The sequence below is a fragment of the Salipiger mucosus DSM 16094 genome (genome assembly GCF_000442255.1).
Classification (GTDB): Bacteria; Pseudomonadota; Alphaproteobacteria; order Rhodobacterales; family Rhodobacteraceae; genus Salipiger; species Salipiger mucosus.
Map to the genome: position 1 here is coordinate 160,058 of NZ_KE557280.1, position 15,904 is coordinate 175,961.

At 69.1% G+C, this 15,904-nt stretch carries 11 protein-coding genes and 2 pseudogenes; 5 read left to right on the top strand and 8 right to left on the bottom strand.

Features of this window, described 5'->3' with window-relative positions; translation table 11 throughout:
* The first annotated feature begins 117 nt into the window (after window positions 1–117).
* The 3 genes from SALMUC_RS19415 (at window position 118) to SALMUC_RS19425 (ending at window position 5,183) form a co-directional block, all read left to right on the top strand.
* Window positions 118–3,051 carry a Hint domain-containing protein gene (locus SALMUC_RS19415; protein WP_020040610.1) on the top strand — a complete coding sequence of 978 codons (2,934 nt, stop codon included), beginning with the start codon at window positions 118–120 and terminating at the stop codon, window positions 3,049–3,051.
* A 172-nt stretch (window positions 3,052–3,223) separates the two neighbouring features.
* On the top strand, window positions 3,224–4,759 hold the full coding sequence (locus SALMUC_RS19420; RefSeq protein ID WP_020040611.1) for an ATP-dependent DNA helicase: 1,536 nt from the start codon (window positions 3,224–3,226) through the stop codon (window positions 4,757–4,759).
* Between the two features lie 19 nt (window positions 4,760–4,778).
* The gene (locus tag SALMUC_RS19425) at window positions 4,779–5,183 is read left to right on the top strand and encodes a PaaI family thioesterase (RefSeq protein WP_020040612.1); all 405 of its coding nucleotides are present in this window, start codon (window positions 4,779–4,781) and stop codon (window positions 5,181–5,183) included.
* A gap of 89 nt (window positions 5,184–5,272) precedes the next feature.
* Here the strand turns inward: SALMUC_RS19425 and rpe are convergent, their stop codons facing one another.
* Window positions 5,273–5,956 (bottom strand): ribulose-phosphate 3-epimerase, encoded by a 684-nt coding sequence (rpe, locus tag SALMUC_RS19430; RefSeq protein ID WP_020040613.1) that lies wholly within the window; start codon window positions 5,954–5,956, stop codon window positions 5,273–5,275.
* A 212-nt stretch (window positions 5,957–6,168) separates the two neighbouring features.
* On the opposite strand from rpe, the pseudogene SALMUC_RS31885 reads away from it, so the two are divergent.
* Window positions 6,169–6,240: pseudogene (locus SALMUC_RS31885) on the top strand (ribulose-phosphate 3-epimerase); the annotation flags it as partial.
* Here the strand turns inward: SALMUC_RS31885 and SALMUC_RS19435 are convergent.
* From SALMUC_RS19435 to SALMUC_RS19465, 7 genes and pseudogenes are all read right to left on the bottom strand, one after another.
* Window positions 6,226–6,483 (bottom strand): annotated as a pseudogene (locus tag SALMUC_RS19435) (ribulose-phosphate 3-epimerase); the annotation flags it as partial. The pseudogenes SALMUC_RS31885 and SALMUC_RS19435 overlap by 15 nt on opposite strands.
* Window positions 6,484–6,513: 30 nt before the next feature.
* Complete coding sequence (locus tag SALMUC_RS19440; RefSeq protein ID WP_021120663.1) at window positions 6,514–7,449, bottom strand: 2-hydroxyacid dehydrogenase; 936 nt, start codon at window positions 7,447–7,449, stop codon at window positions 6,514–6,516.
* Window positions 7,450–7,456: 7 nt separating this feature from the next.
* Window positions 7,457–8,596, bottom strand: a complete 1,140-nt coding sequence (gene rodA, locus SALMUC_RS19445) for a rod shape-determining protein RodA (RefSeq protein ID WP_020041421.1) — start codon at window positions 8,594–8,596, stop codon at window positions 7,457–7,459.
* Window positions 8,593–10,512 carry a penicillin-binding protein 2 gene (mrdA, locus tag SALMUC_RS19450; protein WP_020041422.1) on the bottom strand — a complete coding sequence of 640 codons (1,920 nt, stop codon included), beginning with the start codon at window positions 10,510–10,512 and terminating at the stop codon, window positions 8,593–8,595. The genes rodA and mrdA overlap by 4 nt, the downstream gene beginning before the upstream one ends.
* Window positions 10,509–11,048, bottom strand: coding sequence for a hypothetical protein (locus SALMUC_RS19455; RefSeq protein ID WP_037372398.1), 540 nt, complete (start codon window positions 11,046–11,048; stop codon window positions 10,509–10,511). Before SALMUC_RS19455 ends, mrdA begins: the two co-directional genes overlap by 4 nt.
* Window positions 11,041–11,970: a rod shape-determining protein MreC gene (mreC, locus tag SALMUC_RS19460; protein ID WP_020041424.1), complete on the bottom strand. Its 930-nt coding sequence runs from the start codon at window positions 11,968–11,970 to the stop codon at window positions 11,041–11,043. The genes SALMUC_RS19455 and mreC overlap by 8 nt, the downstream gene beginning before the upstream one ends.
* Window positions 11,971–12,051: 81 nt before the next feature.
* The gene (locus tag SALMUC_RS19465; RefSeq protein WP_020041425.1) at window positions 12,052–13,098 is read right to left on the bottom strand and encodes a rod shape-determining protein; all 1,047 of its coding nucleotides are present in this window, start codon (window positions 13,096–13,098) and stop codon (window positions 12,052–12,054) included.
* Between the two features lie 263 nt (window positions 13,099–13,361).
* Between SALMUC_RS19465 and SALMUC_RS19470 the strand changes: the two genes are divergently transcribed.
* Window positions 13,362–15,863 carry a GcvT family protein gene (locus SALMUC_RS19470; protein WP_020041426.1) on the top strand — a complete coding sequence of 834 codons (2,502 nt, stop codon included), beginning with the start codon at window positions 13,362–13,364 and terminating at the stop codon, window positions 15,861–15,863.
* Window positions 15,864–15,904 lie beyond the last annotated feature (41 nt).

Genomic DNA, 15,904 nt, shown 5'->3' on the forward strand with positions numbered 1-15,904 from the left:
CCCGTCGCAACCTTTCAGGCCTGGCACGGAATTTTGGATCGCGCGGTGCCCGGGTGCGCCGTGGCCGCCGCGGCGGTTGGGGCATGCCCCCGTTTATGAATTGAAAAGGGTCGAACGATGGCTGATCTGCTGCTGAACTGGGGCCTGCTGGGCGCCTACGGTTACAACCTCGCGCCCACGCCCTCCGATGGCGTGACGGCAACGGTCGATACCGGCGGCATCGCTGTCGACATCACCTTCACCGCGCAGGACGACGGCGCCGAGGCCTTCACGGTCAACTATGACGGCTACGTTCCCGGCTCCTCGGGCTTCAACCCGACCTCGCACCTCAAGCTCTTCGGCGACGGCGGGCCCGGCGGCACGGTCGCGGGCACCTCGACCACGGTGATGGACTTCCGAGCCACCGACGAAAGCTACGCCGACGAGGTCGAGAACGTCTCGTTCCTGCTCAACGACGTCGACGCCGGCACCGGCGGCGACCTGGGCGACCTGGCGGAATACGCCTCGGGCGGCAGCGCGGGCACCAGCTTCGAGGACAACGTCACGATCCTCGCCTACGACGCCGAGGGCAATCCCGTCGACGTCACGCTGACCGCGCTCGGCACCACCTCGGACGTCTCCGGAGCCACCGCCGTGGGCACCGAGATCACCGACTTCGACGAACAGAACGGCACGCTGCAGGTCTCCATCGCGGGGCCCGTGTCGCGCGTCGAGGTGGTCTACGAGAACGGCGGCAACACCACCCAGGCCGTGCTGGTGTCGGACGTGATGTTCTCGACCACCAACGGCGACAACCTGCCTCCGCTGGCCGAGGACGACGACGCCACCACCCCCGAGGACACCGCCGTCATCATCGACGTGCTCGAGAACGACAGCGACCCCGAGGGCGGCGAGCTGACCGTCACCGAGGCCACCGCGACCAACGGAACCGTCGCGATTAACGACGACGGCACGCTGACCTTCACGCCGGACGACGACTACAACGGCCCGGCCGAGATCACCTACACGATCCAGGACCCCGAAGGGAACGAGGCCACCGGCCAGGTCGACGTGACGGTCGAGCCGGTCAACGACGCGCCCGTCGCCAACGACGACGCCGAGGAGACCACCGAGGACACGCCCGTCACCTTCGATCCCACCGAGAACGACACCGACGTGGACGGCGACGACCTGACCGTCACCGATGTCTCCGATCCCGAGAACGGCGAGGTCGTCATCAACGACGACGGCACCGTGACCTACACCCCGGACGAGGGTTTCACCGGCGAGGACACGATCACCTACACCGTCGACGACGGCAACGGCGGCACCGACGAGGGGACGATCGTCGTCACCGTGGGCGAGGACACCACCCCCGCTGGCGACCCGCGCATCGACGCCGACATCTTCCCGGTCTCCGAGGACATGCAGGACCTCGATCCCTTCAACGGCCTCGACCAGGACCCGGACCCGGATGACGACCGCGACAGCGTCGTGGGGCTCGAGACCGCCGACCTGATCGAGACCGGCGACGATGCCGACACCATCATCGGCGACGACGGCGACGACACGATCCGCCCGGGCATCGACAACGACTCGGTCGTGGGCGGCGGCGGCAACGACTACGTCTTCGACGTGCAGGGCGCCGACACCGTCTACGGCGGCGCGGGCGACGACACGCTCATCGTCGGCACCGACACCTTCTCGGACTACGCGGGCGACGACCCGAACCTGCCGATCCTCGGCTTCGAGAGCGACCCGAACCAGGAGGACGGCCGCGACTACGTCGAGGGCAACGGCGGCAACGACAGCATCGAGACCGGCGACGACCGCGACACCATCGACGGCGGGCAGGGCGACGACTACCTCGACGGCGGCATCGACGACGACGAGATCACCGGCAACGTCGGCAACGACACCCTGATCGGCGCCCACGGCTCCGACACGCTCGATGGCGGGCAGGGCGACGACTACATCGACGGCTCGAACCCCGCCGAGCTCGAGATCACCGACGACACCGACCCGGTGCCCGAGAACGACCGCGACTACATGATGGGCGGGCTCGGCAACGACACCATCATCGGCGGCGATGACGACGACACGCTGCTGGGCGGCTCGGGCAACGACTACCTCGACGGCGGCATCGACGAGGACAGCATCCTCGGCGGCAACGGCGACGACACGATCGTCGGCGGCCAGGGCGCCGACACCATCGACGGCGGCGACGGGCGCGACGTTATCATCGGCGCCGACGGCGGCGACGTGGTCGATGGCGGCGACGGCCCGCAGGGAGAAGACGAGGAGGGCAACCCCTACGACTACGACACGCTCGACCTCACCGGCTCCGCGCCCGAGGGCGGCTCGCTCAACGTGGTCTACACCTCCGATGACCGCGAGGACGGCTACGTCGAGTTCTACGGCGCCGACCGCACCGAGGACAGCGACCCGCTCTCGACCATGACCTTCGAGGAGATCGAGAACGTCGTGCCCTGCTTCACGCCCGGCACCCTGATCGCCACCCCGCAGGGCGAGCGCCTGGTCGAGGACCTCAAGGTCGGCGACCGCGTCATCACCCGCGACAACGGCATCCAGGAAATCCAGTGGGTCGGCCGCAAGGAACTGACCGGCTTCGAGCTGGCCCGCCAGCCCCACATGAAGCCGATCCTGATTCAGAAGGGCGCGCTGGGGAACAACCTGCCCGAGCACGACCTGCTGGTCTCGCCCAACCACCGCGTCCTCGTCGCCAACGACAAGACGGCGCTCTACTTCGAGGAGCGCGAGGTCCTCGCGGCGGCCAAGCACCTCACGGGGCTCGAGGGCGTGGACGAGGTCGGCACCCTGGGCGTCACCTACATCCACTTCATGTTCGAGCAGCACGAGGTGGTCCTGTCGAACGGCGCCTGGACCGAGAGCTTCCAGCCCGGCGACTACACCCTCAAGGGCATCGGCGATGCGCAGCGCAAGGAGATCTTCGCGCTCTTCCCCGAGCTCGAGCAGGCCGAGGGCCTCAAGGCCTACGGCGCCGCGCGCCGCTCGCTCAAGAAGCACGAGGCGCGCCTGCTGACCAGCTGATCGCGGCGGTCCCCGGAACGGCATATGCAGCGCGTTCCGGTCCGATCGACCCGGCGCCGGAACGACCACGGGAACGGGGCGGAGCGATCCGCCCCGTTTTCCTTTGAAACCATGACGCAGCAGGCCGGAAGCTCTCTGGCGCCCGGCGCAGGGCTTGGATAGGGTCGCGCGCATGACCCTTCCCGCGATCACCTACTCCGAAGACCAGGCCGAGGCCTGGGACCGCGTCGCCGAGATGCTGCGCGCCGCCGGCATCGACCTCGAGGAGGGCACCTGCGCTCCGGCAAAGGACGGCCGCGGGCAGGTCATGGCGCTGATGGGCAAGGCGGGATCGGGCAAGACGCTTCTGCTGGCCGAGCTCTGCAAGTCGCTCGAAGCGGCCGGGGTCGAGCTGGTCTCGGGCGACTACGAAAGCCGCCGGCGGCGGGAAAAGCGCACCGTCGCGGTGCTGGCGCCCACCAACAAGGCCGCGAGCGTGCTGCGCATGCGCGGCGTGCCGGCGACGACGATCCACCGCATCATCTATACCCCGGTCTACGACCCGGAATACGAACGCATCGCCGAATGGCTCATGGGCAACGACGAGAAGCCCGATATCGAGGGCCTGACCGAGGACGCGCTCGACCGCGCCTTCACAGCGTACCAGGGGCACAAGTCGGTGCCCGCGGCGCTCGCGGCGGCGGGGCTGCGGGGCAGCGACTTCATCACCGGCTGGAAACGCCGCGAGGAGCCGCTCGACATCGGCTTCGTCGACGAGGCCTCGATGCTCGACGAACGCCAGTTCGATGACCTCAAGGAGATTTTCCCCAACCTCGTGCTCTTCGGCGACCCGGCCCAGCTCGCGCCGGTGAACCAGTCCGGCAAGATGGTCTTCGACGGCCTCGACGACGGCGCGAAGATGGAGCTGCACCGCATCCACCGCCAGGACGCCGACAACCCCATCCTCGACCTCGCCCACGCCCTCGCGGACCCGCAGCTCGAGTTCCACGACTTCGAGCGCATGGTCGAGGAAAAGGCCCAGCAGGACGACCGCGTCGTCTGGGGCCAGCGGGTCGAGGTCGACCTCATGGCGCGCTCGCCGGTGCTGGTCTGGCGCAACGCCACGCGCATCCGCCTGATCCAGGCCTTCCGCGCCGTCCACGAGGCGCCCGAGACCGAGCTTCTGCCGGGCGAGCCGCTGATCTGCGACGGTCTGGAACTGCCCATGAAGCACCGCAAGAAGCGGCTCGACCTCGAGGCGCGGGGGCTCATCAAGGGGGCGCAGGTGGTCTACCTCGGGCCCGGGCGCAAGTCGGGGTTCTCAAAGCTGCACGTCATGGGCGCGCTCGAACCGCAGGTCTCGGCAGCCTCCATCGTGAAGATCGAGAAGCCCGACGAGGAAGAGCCCTTCATTCCCTTCGCCGCGCGCATGGGGGCGACCTTCCTGCACGGGGCGGCGGTCACCATCCACAAGGCGCAGGGCTCGCAATGGAGCGACGTGCAGGTCTTCGCGCCCGATCTCTTCGCCGCCGCGCGCATGGGCCGGGTCGAGGCCGGGCAGCCGCTCTGGAAGCGGCTGGCCTACGTCGCGATCACCCGCGCGCAGGAACGGCTGCACTGGGTGGTGCGCAACCGCCTCGCGCGGCCGACCGGGCCGCTGCGCGTGGACGACCTCGGCGGCACGCCCGCGCCGCTCGCGCTGGAAACGCAGGAGAACGCGCCGACATGACGACAGGAGCCACGCAGTGATGGACGAGCGATTCCGGGAAGATCCATCCCCCTTCGGCGCGCATCTGGGTTTCAGGATGGCCGACTGGCGCGAGGATTTCGCGCGTTTCGAGATGGAGATCGCACCGCATCACGGCAACCGCTACGGCGTGCCGCACGGCGGCGCCTACGCCACGCTGCTCGACGCCGCCATGGGGCACGCCGGCTGCTGGACCGGCGATCCGGAGGTGAAACAGGTGGCCTTCACGCTATCGCTGAACGTGCAGTACCTCTCGCTGCCGACCGGCAAGCGGCTCATTGTCGAGGCCCGGCGCACGGGCGGCGGACGCGCCACCTATTTCGCCGATGGCGAGGTCCGCGACGAGACCGGCGCGCTGATCGCCAAGGGCTCGGGCGTCTTCCGCTATCGCCGGCAGGCGGGATAGCCCGGTCCGGGGCGGGGCTCCGCCCCCTTCGCCTGCGGCGAATTCCCCCGGCGTATTTCCGGAAAGATGATGGGGCCGGGGGCGGCGCCTCAGGCGGTGACGGCCTCGCGGATGGCGCGCATGTTCGTGCCATAGGCCTCGGGGGTCTCCACCGATCCACCCTTGAAGACCGCCGAGCCCGCGACGAGCACGTCGGCGCCCGCCTCGCGCACCAGCGGCGCTGTTGTCGGGTCGACGCCGCCGTCGATCTCGATGTGCACGGGGCGGTCGCCGATCATGGCGCGCAGGGCGCGGACCTTGTCGACGCAGGAGTGAATGAAGCTCTGCCCGCCGAAGCCGGGGTTCACCGTCATCACGCAGACGAGGTCGCAGAGGTCGAGCAGCGGCTCGGCCGCGCTGGCGGGCGTGCCGGGGTTGAGCGCGAGGCCCGCCTTCATGCCGCTGGCGCGGATCGCCTGCAGCGTGCGGTGCGGGTGCGGCCCGGCCTCGACATGGGCGGTGAGGATGTCCGCGCCGGCCTGGGCATAGGCCTCGATGTAGGGATCGACCGGCGCGATCATCAGGTGCACGTCCATCACGGTGGTCACGTGGCGGCGGAAGGCCTTCACCGCCGGCGGGCCGAAGGTGAGGTTCGGGACGAAGTGGCCGTCCATGACGTCGACGTGCACCCAGTCGGCGCCCTGGTCCTCGATGGCGCGGATCTCGCGGCCGAAGTCGGCGAAATCGGCAGAGAGGATCGAGGGGGCGATTTTCAGGGATCGGTCGAAGGTCATGGCGGGGCTCCGTGCATCCGGGGTGGTTTGCGTATTTGGGGAAAGATGAAGGGGCGGGGCGGTCACTCGGCGGCCTGGTGCAGCCGCTTGTCCACGTCGAGGCCGCCGCGGAAGACGCGGGAGGCGCGCAGGTCGGCCTCGGTGATGGTCGAGAGGGCCTCGGCGTCGAGCGGGCNTACTAGGAGAACCGCGCAGTTGCTGGAGTGCCGCCCATGACCTTCGACCGATCCCTGAAAATCGCCCCCTCGATCCTCTCTGCCGATTTCGCCGACTTCGGCCGCGAGATCCGCGCCATCGAGGACCAGGGCGCCGACTGGGTGCACGTCCATCACGGTGGTCACGTGGCGGCGGAAGGCCTTCACCGCCGGCGGGCCGAAGGTGAGGTTCGGGACGAAGTGGCCGTCCATGACGTCGACGTGCACCCAGTCGGCGCCCTGGTCCTCGATGGCGCGGATCTCGCGGCCGAAGTCGGCGAAATCGGCAGAGAGGATCGAGGGGGCGATTTTCAGGGATCGGTCGAAGGTCATGGGCGGCACTCCAGCAACTGCGCGGTTCTCCTAGTATCCCGCGTCGCGGTCCACAAGGTGCAGAAACGGCTTACCCGCCTCGCCGCGCCGGATGTTCTCGGCGATCACCCGCGAGGCCGAGGGCGGACGCGTCTCCGAGGCGATGTGCGGCGTCACGGTCACGCAGGGGTGGGCCCAGTAGGGATGGCCCTTCGGCAGCGGCTCCTGCCGGAAGACGTCGAGCGTGGCATGCGCCACCTCGCCCGCGTCGAGCGCCGCGAGCAGCGCGTCGTCGTCGATCAGCGCCCCGCGCCCGGGGTTGATGACGAAGGCGCCGCGCGGCATCCGCTCGATCGCGCGGGTGTCGAGCGTGTCGGCGGTGTCGGGCGTGTCGGGCAGCAGCAGAACGAGGATCTGCGCGTGCTCCAGCGCGTGGCGGAACCCGTCCTCGCCGTGCAGGCAGGTGACGCCGCTCACGTCCTTGGGGGTGCGGCTCCAGCCGGTCACCGGGAAGCCGATCCCCGTCAGCGCATGCGCGCAGGCCTGTCCCAGCGTGCCGAGGCCGAGGATCGTGACCGGGCGGTCGCGCGCCAGCGGCGGCATCACCGGGTCCCACTCGTGCTCTGGGTTCACGATTTGCGCGTCCATCCCGAGATGGTGGCGCATCACGTGGCCGGTGACGTATTCCACCATCCCCTGCGTCAGCCCCTCGGCATCGACCATCCGCGCCAGCGGCGCCTTGAGCGTCTCGTTCCCGACGACGCCCTCGACGCCCGCCCAGAGATTCAGCACCGCCTTGAGCCGCGTGTAGGGGGTGAAGTCCTGCACGTGGGACTCGGGCGCGTAGACGATGTAGTCGACCTCTTCGGGTGGAAAGGACAGGCCGAGACGGTAGTCGAGGCCGGTCTCGCGCAGGGCGGCATGGAGCGGCGCCTCGTAGTCGGCCCAGCGGGCCTCGGGCGCGGCGAACAGGATGGTGACGGTCATGAAGCCTCTAGCGTGGTTTGTGGATGTGCGCGCTCTGCACCAGCCCGAAGGCGATCATCAGAACGAGCATGGCGGACCCACCATAGCTGACCAGCGGGAGAGGGACACCCACGACCGGCGCAAGCCCCATGACCATCGACATGTTGACCGCGAAAAAGAGGAAAAACGTCAATCCGATGCCCAAGGTGAGCAGCGACGAGAAGCGGTCGCGGTTCTGCAGCGCCGAGATCACGCAGAAGACCAGCACCAGCACGTAGAGCGCGAGCAGCGACACCCCGCCCACGAAGCCGAATTCCTCGGCCAGCGTGTTGAAGATGAAGTCGGTGTGCTTCTCCGGCAGGAAGTTCAGCCGCGACTGCGTGCCCTGCATGAAGCCGCGCCCGGTCCAGCCGCCCGAGCCCATGGCGATCTTGGCCTGCGTGATGTGGTAGCCCGCGCCCAGCGGATCGGTCGAGGGGTCGAGGAAGGTGTCGATGCGCCGGAACTGGTAGTCCTTCAGCAGCTGCCAGTCGGTGCCGCGCGACAGGAAGACGGAATAGACGCCGCCGGCCCCCGCCGCCGCGACCACCGCGAAATAGAGCCAGTGCACGCCCGCGAGGAACATCATCAGCGCGCCCGCGGCCACCAGCAGGATCGCGGTGCCGAGGTCGGGCTGGATCAGCACCAGCCCGGTCGGCGCGAGGATCAGCACGATGGGCGCCAGAACCCAGATCGGGTTCGACACGCGCCGCATGGGCAGCCAGTCGTAGTAGGCCGCCAGCACCATCACCAGCGCGATCTTCATCACCTCGGAGGGCTGCAGCCGCATGAAGCCGATGTCGATCCAGCGCTGCGCGCCCATGCCGACCGAGCCCACGAACTCGACCGCGACCAGCAGCAGCAGCGCCGCGAGGTAGATCAGCGCCGAGAGGTTCCGCCACAGCCAGATCGGCACCATGGCGACCACGAACATGACCGCGAGCCCCAGCGCGAAACGCTTCATCTGCGGCTCCGCCCAGGGGTCGAGCGCACCGCCGGCGACCGAGTAGAGCATCAGGAAGCCCACGCAGGCCACCGCGGTCAGCAGCACGATCAGCGGCCAGTTGAGGTAGAGCACCTTGCGCCAGCCCGCGGGCGTCGTCTTGACGGTATACTCGAGGTAGCTCATGCGCGGCTCCGCGCATCGGACTGGCGCTCGCGGCGTTCGCGTTCCAGCCGCTCCTGCTGCGACTCGATGCGTGAGCGGGCCGCGCTCGGGTAGGCCTCGAGCGGCGGGGTGCCGCCGTAGAGCGCCTGCAGCGTCACGTCGCGGTTGATCGGCGCCGCCGCAGAGGACCCGCCGCCGCCGTGCTCGACCACGACCGAGACCGCGATGCGCGGGTTGTCGTAGGGCGCGAAGTTCACGAAGAGCGCGTGGTCGCGCTCTTCCCAGGGCACGTCCTCGTTGCGCACGACGCGGTTGCGCACCTGGCTGGTGCCCGACTTGCCGGCCATGCGGAATTCCTCGGTCACGATGCGCGAGCGGTAGCCGGTGCCGCGCCGGTCGTTGCAGACCTCGAACATGGCGCGGCGGACCTGCCGCAGGTGGTTCTCGTTGATGCCGAGGCTCTCGGCCTGCGGCGCCGGCGTCTCGACCCCGTCCACGGTCTTGACCAGCCGCGGCGTGATCGCCCGCCCGGTGGCGATGCGCGCCGTCATGATCGCCTGCTGCAGCGGCGAGGTCAGCACGAAGCCCTGGCCGATGGAGGCGTTGACCGAGTCCCCGATCAGCCACTCGGCGCCGCGCTCGCGCCGCTTCCAGTCCTTGTCGGGCATCAGCCCGGCGGTCACCGCGGACATCGGCACGTCCGGCGTCTGGCCCAGGCCCATCCGGCGGCCCATGGCGGCGATGTTCTCGATGCCCACCTTCAGCGCCAGCTCGTAGTAGTAGACGTCGCAGCTCTCGCGCAGGCTCTGCGCGAGGTCGACCCAGCCGTGCCCGCCGCGCTTCCAGCAGTGGAAGCGGCGCGTGCCCACCTTGAGGTAGCCGGGGCAGTAATGCGTGTCGCCGGGCGTCATCAGCCCGGCCTCGAGCGCGGCCAGCGCCGTCACCATCTTGAAGGTCGAGCCCGGCGGATAGGCGTCCTGCACCGTCTTCGAGGCCAGCGGCCGGTGGTTGTTGTCGCGCAGCACGCCGTAGTCGGCGACCGAGATCCCGCGCACGAACTTGTTCGGATCGTAGGAGGGCGACGAGGCGATGGCGAGGATGTCGCCCTTCTCCACGTCCATCACCACGACCGAGGCGCTTTCCTGTCCGAGGCGGGCCTTGCAGTATTCCTGCAGCGCGCTGTCGAGCGTCAGCTGCACGTCGGCGCCGGGCTCGCCCTCGCGGCGGTCGAGCTCGCGCATGACGCGGCCCACCGCGTTGACCTCGACGCGCTTGGCGCCGGCCTTTCCGCGCAGCTGCTCCTCGTACTTGCGTTCGACGCCGACCTTGCCGATCTGGAAGCGCGGGATGCGCAGCACCGGCTCGGGGTCCTCGTAGCGCGCGAGGTCGTTTTCCGAGACCGGCCCGACGTAGCCCACCACGTGCGCAAAGGTCTCGTGCTGCGGGTAGAAGCGCGACAGGCCCACCTCGGGCGTGACGCCGGGCAGGGCAGGGGCGTTGACAGCGACGCGGCTGATCGCCTCCCAGCTCACCCGGTCGGCCACGGTGATCGGCAGGAAGGGCGCGCTGCGGTTCATCTCGGCCAGCGCGCGGTTCAGTTCGTCCTCGTCCAGCTCGACCAGCGACGACAGGCGCGCGATGACCTGCTCGACGTCGCCCGCGTCCTCGCGGACCACGGTGATGCGGTAGGTCGGCTCGTTCTCGGCGATGACCCGGCCCTCGCGGTCGAAGATCCGCCCGCGCGCCGGCGGCAGCAGACGGATGTTGACGCGGTTCTCCTCGGCCAGCAGGCGGAATTCGTCCGCCTGGTCGACCTGCATGTGCCGCATCCGAAGCCCCAGCACCCCGGCAAAGCCCAGCTGGGCCGCACCCAGGATCAGGCCGCGGCGGGTGATCCGGCGCGTGCTCTCGGCGGTATCGCGTGGATTGCGCTTCATCCCGGCCTCCCCGACACGGCATAGTCGCCCGGCGCCAGGCGGCGGACGCCCAGCAGGTATTGCGAAACCGCTACCACGGCGGGATAGGCGGCAATGGTCATGGCATAGCGCATGGTCTCGAGCAAAAGCGGTCCCGTCGGCACGATCAAGAGGGCAAGCACCAGGCGGTACGCAAAAGTGATCGCCAGCAGCAGGCCCGCGACGGTCAGCCACTCCATGAAGAAGGTGGTCTCGCGGTCGCGACGGTCGCGCGATTTCAGCAGCTGAGTCGCGATCAGCACCAGCCCCGCCCACAGCCCCGGCGGCCGCTGGAACAGGATGTCGGCCAGCATCATGACGCCCGCCACCAGCAGCGCGGGCACGTAGTCGGGCCGCCGCAGCGCCCAGGCAAAGCAGAGCGCGGTCAGGATGTCGGGCCCGGCCAGCCGCGAGGGCATCAGGTCGAGCGGCAGCAGGCGGTAGAACATGATCGCCAGCGCCAGCGCAACGAAAGCCGCGCGCATGGCCCATGTCCGGGTGGCGCGGGTCTCAGCCATCGGGCTGCTCCGGCGCGGCGGCCGCGGCATCCTCCTCGGGCGGCGGGCCGGCGTCCGGCGGCGTCTCGGGCAGGATCAGAGAGGCCGGCGACGAGACCTGCCGCGCGCCGTGGTCGCGCAACACCCGCAGGAACTCGAGCCGCTCGTAGTCGGCGGCCAGCCGCACCCGCAGCCGTCCGCCGGGGTCCTGTGCCACCTGTCCGATCAACAGCCCCGGCGGAAAGACCTCGCCGTCGCCGCTGGTGACGATGCGGTCGCCCGGGCGCACCTGTTCGGAATCCTCGAGGAAGTCGATCGGCGGCGCGGCCGAGTTGTCGCCGGTCACCAGCGCGCGCTGCCCCGAGGGCTGGATCACCGCCGGAATACGGCTCGTGGCGTCGGTCAGCAGGATCACCCGGCTGGTGTTGGGCCCCACGCCCGAGATCCGGCCCACGAGGCCGATGCCGTCCATCGTGGCCCATCCGTCGACGATGCCGTCGCGCGAGCCCACGTTGATCAGCACGGACTGCCGGAAGGGCGAGCCGCTGTCGGCCAGCACGACGCCGGTGATGTAGGTCAGCCGCGGGTCCAGCCGCACGTTGTTGAGATCGCGCAGCCGCGCGTTCTCCTGCTCGAGCTGCAGCGCGGCCTCCTTCCAGGCGGTCATCTGGCGCAACTCGCGGCGCAGCTCCTGGTTTTGCTCGTGGATGCGCTGGTAGGACTGGAAATCGCGCAGGATGCGCACCGTGCCCGTGACCGGCGCCATGGCCCAGTCGAAGCCGGGGATCACCCGGTCGATCACCTGCGCGCGGAACCGCTCGACCCGCGGGCTGTCGATCCGCCACAGGATGAAGATGCCGAACAGGCAGATCACCAGCACCCCGAGAAGCAGTCGCTTCAGCGGGCCGGTGTAGTCGTCGCTGCTGGTGCCGTTCTTAGCCATTCGTCTGCCCCGAAGACCGGGCCGTCACGCCCGCGCCGCGGGCGCAGGGATCAGCCGCGCGCCGCCCGCGGGCCGGCCCCGTCAACTATCATAGTCGATCGCGTGGCGCAGTTGTTTTTCGTACTCCAGCGCCTTTCCGGTGCCGAGCGCCACGCAGTTCAGCGACTCGTCCGCGATCGACACCGCCAGCCCCGTCTGCTCGCGCAGCGCGAGGTCGAGATCGCCCAGCAGCGCACCGCCTCCGGTCAGCATCACGCCCCGGTCCACGATGTCGGCCGCAAGGTCCGGCGGCGTCGCCTCGAGCGCGGTCATCACCGCCTCGCAGATCGCCTGCACCGGCTCCGAGAGCGCCTCGGCCACCTGCGCCTGGCTGATCTCGGTCTCCTTCGGCACGCCGTTCAGCAGGTCGCGGCCGCGGATCTGCATCGAGCTGCCGCGCCCGTCGTCGGGCATCCGCGCGGTGCCGATGGCGGTCTTGATCCGCTCGGCGGTGGAATCGCCCACGAGGATGTTCTGCTGGCGGCGCAGGTAGTTGACGATGGCCTCGTCCATGCGGTCGCCGCCCACGCGCACCGAGCGGGCATAGACGATGTCGCCCAGCGACAGCACCGCCACCTCGGTGGTGCCCCCGCCAATGTCGACGACCATGTTCCCCGTCGGGTCGGTGATCGGCATGCCCGCGCCGATGGCCGCCGCGATGGGCTCGGCGATCAGGCCCGCGCGCCGCGCGCCGGCGCTCAGCACCGACTGGCGGATGGCGCGCTTTTCAACCGGGGTGGCGCCATGCGGCACGCAGACGATGATCTTGGGCTTCGAGAAGGTCGAGCGCTTGTGCACCTTGCGGATGAAGTGCTTGATCATCTCCTCGGCGACGTCGAAGTCGGCGATCACACCCTCGCGCATCGGCCGGATCGCCTCGATCGAGCCGGGTGTCCGGCCCAGCATCAGCTTGGCATCCTCGCCCACGGCCAGCACCCGCTTCACGCCGTCCTTGACGTGGTAGGCCACCACCGAAGGTTCCGACAGGATGACCCCGCGCCCCTTGACGTAGACCAGCGTGTTCGCGGTCCCGAGGTCTATGGCCATGTCCGCCGAAAAGGCGCCCATGAGTCTGTCCAGTCCAAACATTCCGTGTCCTGCCCCAACGCAAAAGAGTAGAAGTCCGCGACTCTGTCCCCGAGGCGCAGACAGCGGTCCTTATAGGCCCGCGTGTTCTGCGGCGAAAGGGGCAGGCCCGCGCAAATCAGCGTGAAACCGCCGCAACCCCGCAGTGTCCGCCAAAGGTGCCCGGCGACACCGCATGTCGCTTTCCCGTCATGACAGGTCGGGCCAACTCTGCGGGCTTTCTGCGGCTGCGATATGCAGATGGAAACGCTCGGGAGTCGCAGCAGATGAAGACAGACGTGAAAGCCCTGGTCGTCGGCGGTGGCGCCGTCGGCACCTCCATCGCCTACCACCTCGCCAGGGCCGGTTGGTCCGATGTCGTGCTGCTCGAGCGCGACGAGCTGACCAGCGGCTCGACATGGCACGCGGCGGGGCTGCTGCCCTACTTCAACATGTCCTACGCGACGACCCACATCCACGACTATTCCATCAAGTATTACAAGACGCTGGAGGAAGAGACGGGCCTCGACGCGGGCTTCTTCGTGGTGGGCAACCTGCGCATGGCCCAGAGCGACGCGCGGATGGACGAATACCGTCTCTACGCCACCACCGCCGAGACCTGCGGCGTGCCCTTCGAGTGGCTCAGCCCGGCCCAGATCAAGGAGCGCTGGCCGCTGCTCGAGACCGGCGATCTCAAGGGCGCGATCTACCATCCGACCGACGGCTACATCAATCCGGCCGACGTCACCATGGCGATGGCCAAGGGCGCCCGCCAGCGCGGCGTGACGATCGAGCGCAAGTGGCAGGTCGACGGCTACCACTGGGCCGGCGATCACTGGCAGGTCACCGTCACCAAGATGACCGAGCGCGGCGGCAATCTCGTCCCCACGGACGAGACAGTGACGATCCGCGCCGAGCATGTCGTCACCGCGACCGGCAACCACGCGCAGCGCACCGCGAAGATGCTGGGCCTCAAGAGCCCCGCCATCCCGGTCGAGCACCAGTACATCGTGACCGAGCCCGACCCGGCGCTCGTCGAATGGCGCAAGTCGAACCCGCAGCACCCGGTCCTGCGCGACGCCGACGCCAAGTGGTACGTCCGCGAGGAGCGCGGCGGCTGGATCCTCGGGCCCTACGAGCTGAACGCGCCCGCCTGCTTCGAATACGGCGTGCCCGACAGCTTCCGCGCCGACCTCTTCCCGCTCGATCTCGAGCGGATCGAGGAGGAATACATGTCGATGATCCACCGCATTCCCTCGTCGGAGACGGTGGGCCTCAAGGACGACTACAACGGCCCCATCTGCTACACGCCCGACGGCAACCCGCTGATCGGCCCGGCGCCCGGGCTGCGCAACATGTGGCTCGCCGAGGGCTTTTCCTTCGGCATCACCGCCGCCGGCGGCGCGGGCTACTACCTCGCGCAGATGATGGTCGAGGGCGAGGCCGAGATCGACATGGCCTCGCTCGACCCCAAGCGTTTCGGCGAAGACTGGATGACGACCGAGTATGCCGCCCGCAAGAACGAGGAGGCCTACGAGCACGTCTACATCCTGCACCACCCCGACGAGGAGCGCCCGGCCTGCCGCCCGCTGCGCACCACGCCCTGCTACGACCGCCAGAAGGCGCTCGGCGCGCAGTTCGGCTGCGTGAACGGCTGGGAGCGTCCGAACTACTACGGGCCGGTGGATGCGCCCGACAGCTTCGACCACGACGCCCGCAGCTTCCGCCGCGGCGGCTGGTGGCAATACGCCGTCGACGAGGCAAAGGCCATCCGCGAGGGCGTGGGCATCATCGACGCCAGCGCCTTCGCCAAGCACGCGGTGAAGGGGCCGGGCGCGACCGCCTTCCTCGACTGGTTCACCTGCAACAAGCTGCCCAAGGTCGGCCGCATCGGCCTGACCTACGCGCTGAGCGCCAAGGGGACCACGCGCACCGAGTACACCATCGTCCGGCTCGCCGAGAACGACTACTACCTCGTCAGCGCCGGCGGCTGGCAGGCCTACGACCGCGACTACCTCGAGAAGGCGGCCGAGGACTTCGGTTTCGACCAGGGCTATTTCTCGGTCCACGACGTGACCACCCAGTGGGGCGTCTTCGCGCTCGCGGGGCCGAAATCGCGCGAGCTGCTGACCGAGCTCGTCAGGGACGCGGACCCCGCCACGGTGCTCTCGAACAAGCGCTTCCCCTGGCTCTCGGTGCGCGACATCGAACTGTACATGTGTCCCGTACGAGCGGTACGTGTCGCCTACACGGGCGAGCTGGGCTGGGAGCTGCATCACCCGATCGAGATGTCGGCCTATCTCTGGGACAAGCTGATGGAGGCGGGCGCGAAACACGGGCTGAAACCCGTCGGCGCGCGGGCTCAGAACTGGCTCCGGCAGGAGAAAAGCTACCGCGCCTTCGGTCACGAGCTTGGCCGCGACGGCACGCCGCTCGAGGCCGATCTTCCGCGATTTGTCGATCTTTCCAAGGACTTCCACGGCAAAGCTGAACTGGAAGCCACGGGCATCCGCTCCAAGTGCTGCACGGTCCTGATCGACGGCCCGGACGACGCCGACCCCTGGGGCCGCGAGGCGCTCTACCACGGCGACACCCGCGTCGGCCGGCTGACCTCCGGCGGCTACTCCGTGGCCTTCGGAAAATCCATCGGCATGGGCTATGTCACCCCCGAGCTTGCCGTGCCCGGCACCCGGCTGAAGGTCCGCATCATGGGCGATCTCTGGGACGCCGAGGTTGTGAAGGACAGCCCGTATGATGCTGAAAACGCTCGCATTCGCGTCGACGGCTGAATGACCTCACCGCCCCCGGCAGAGGCGCCGGGGGCGGGGTT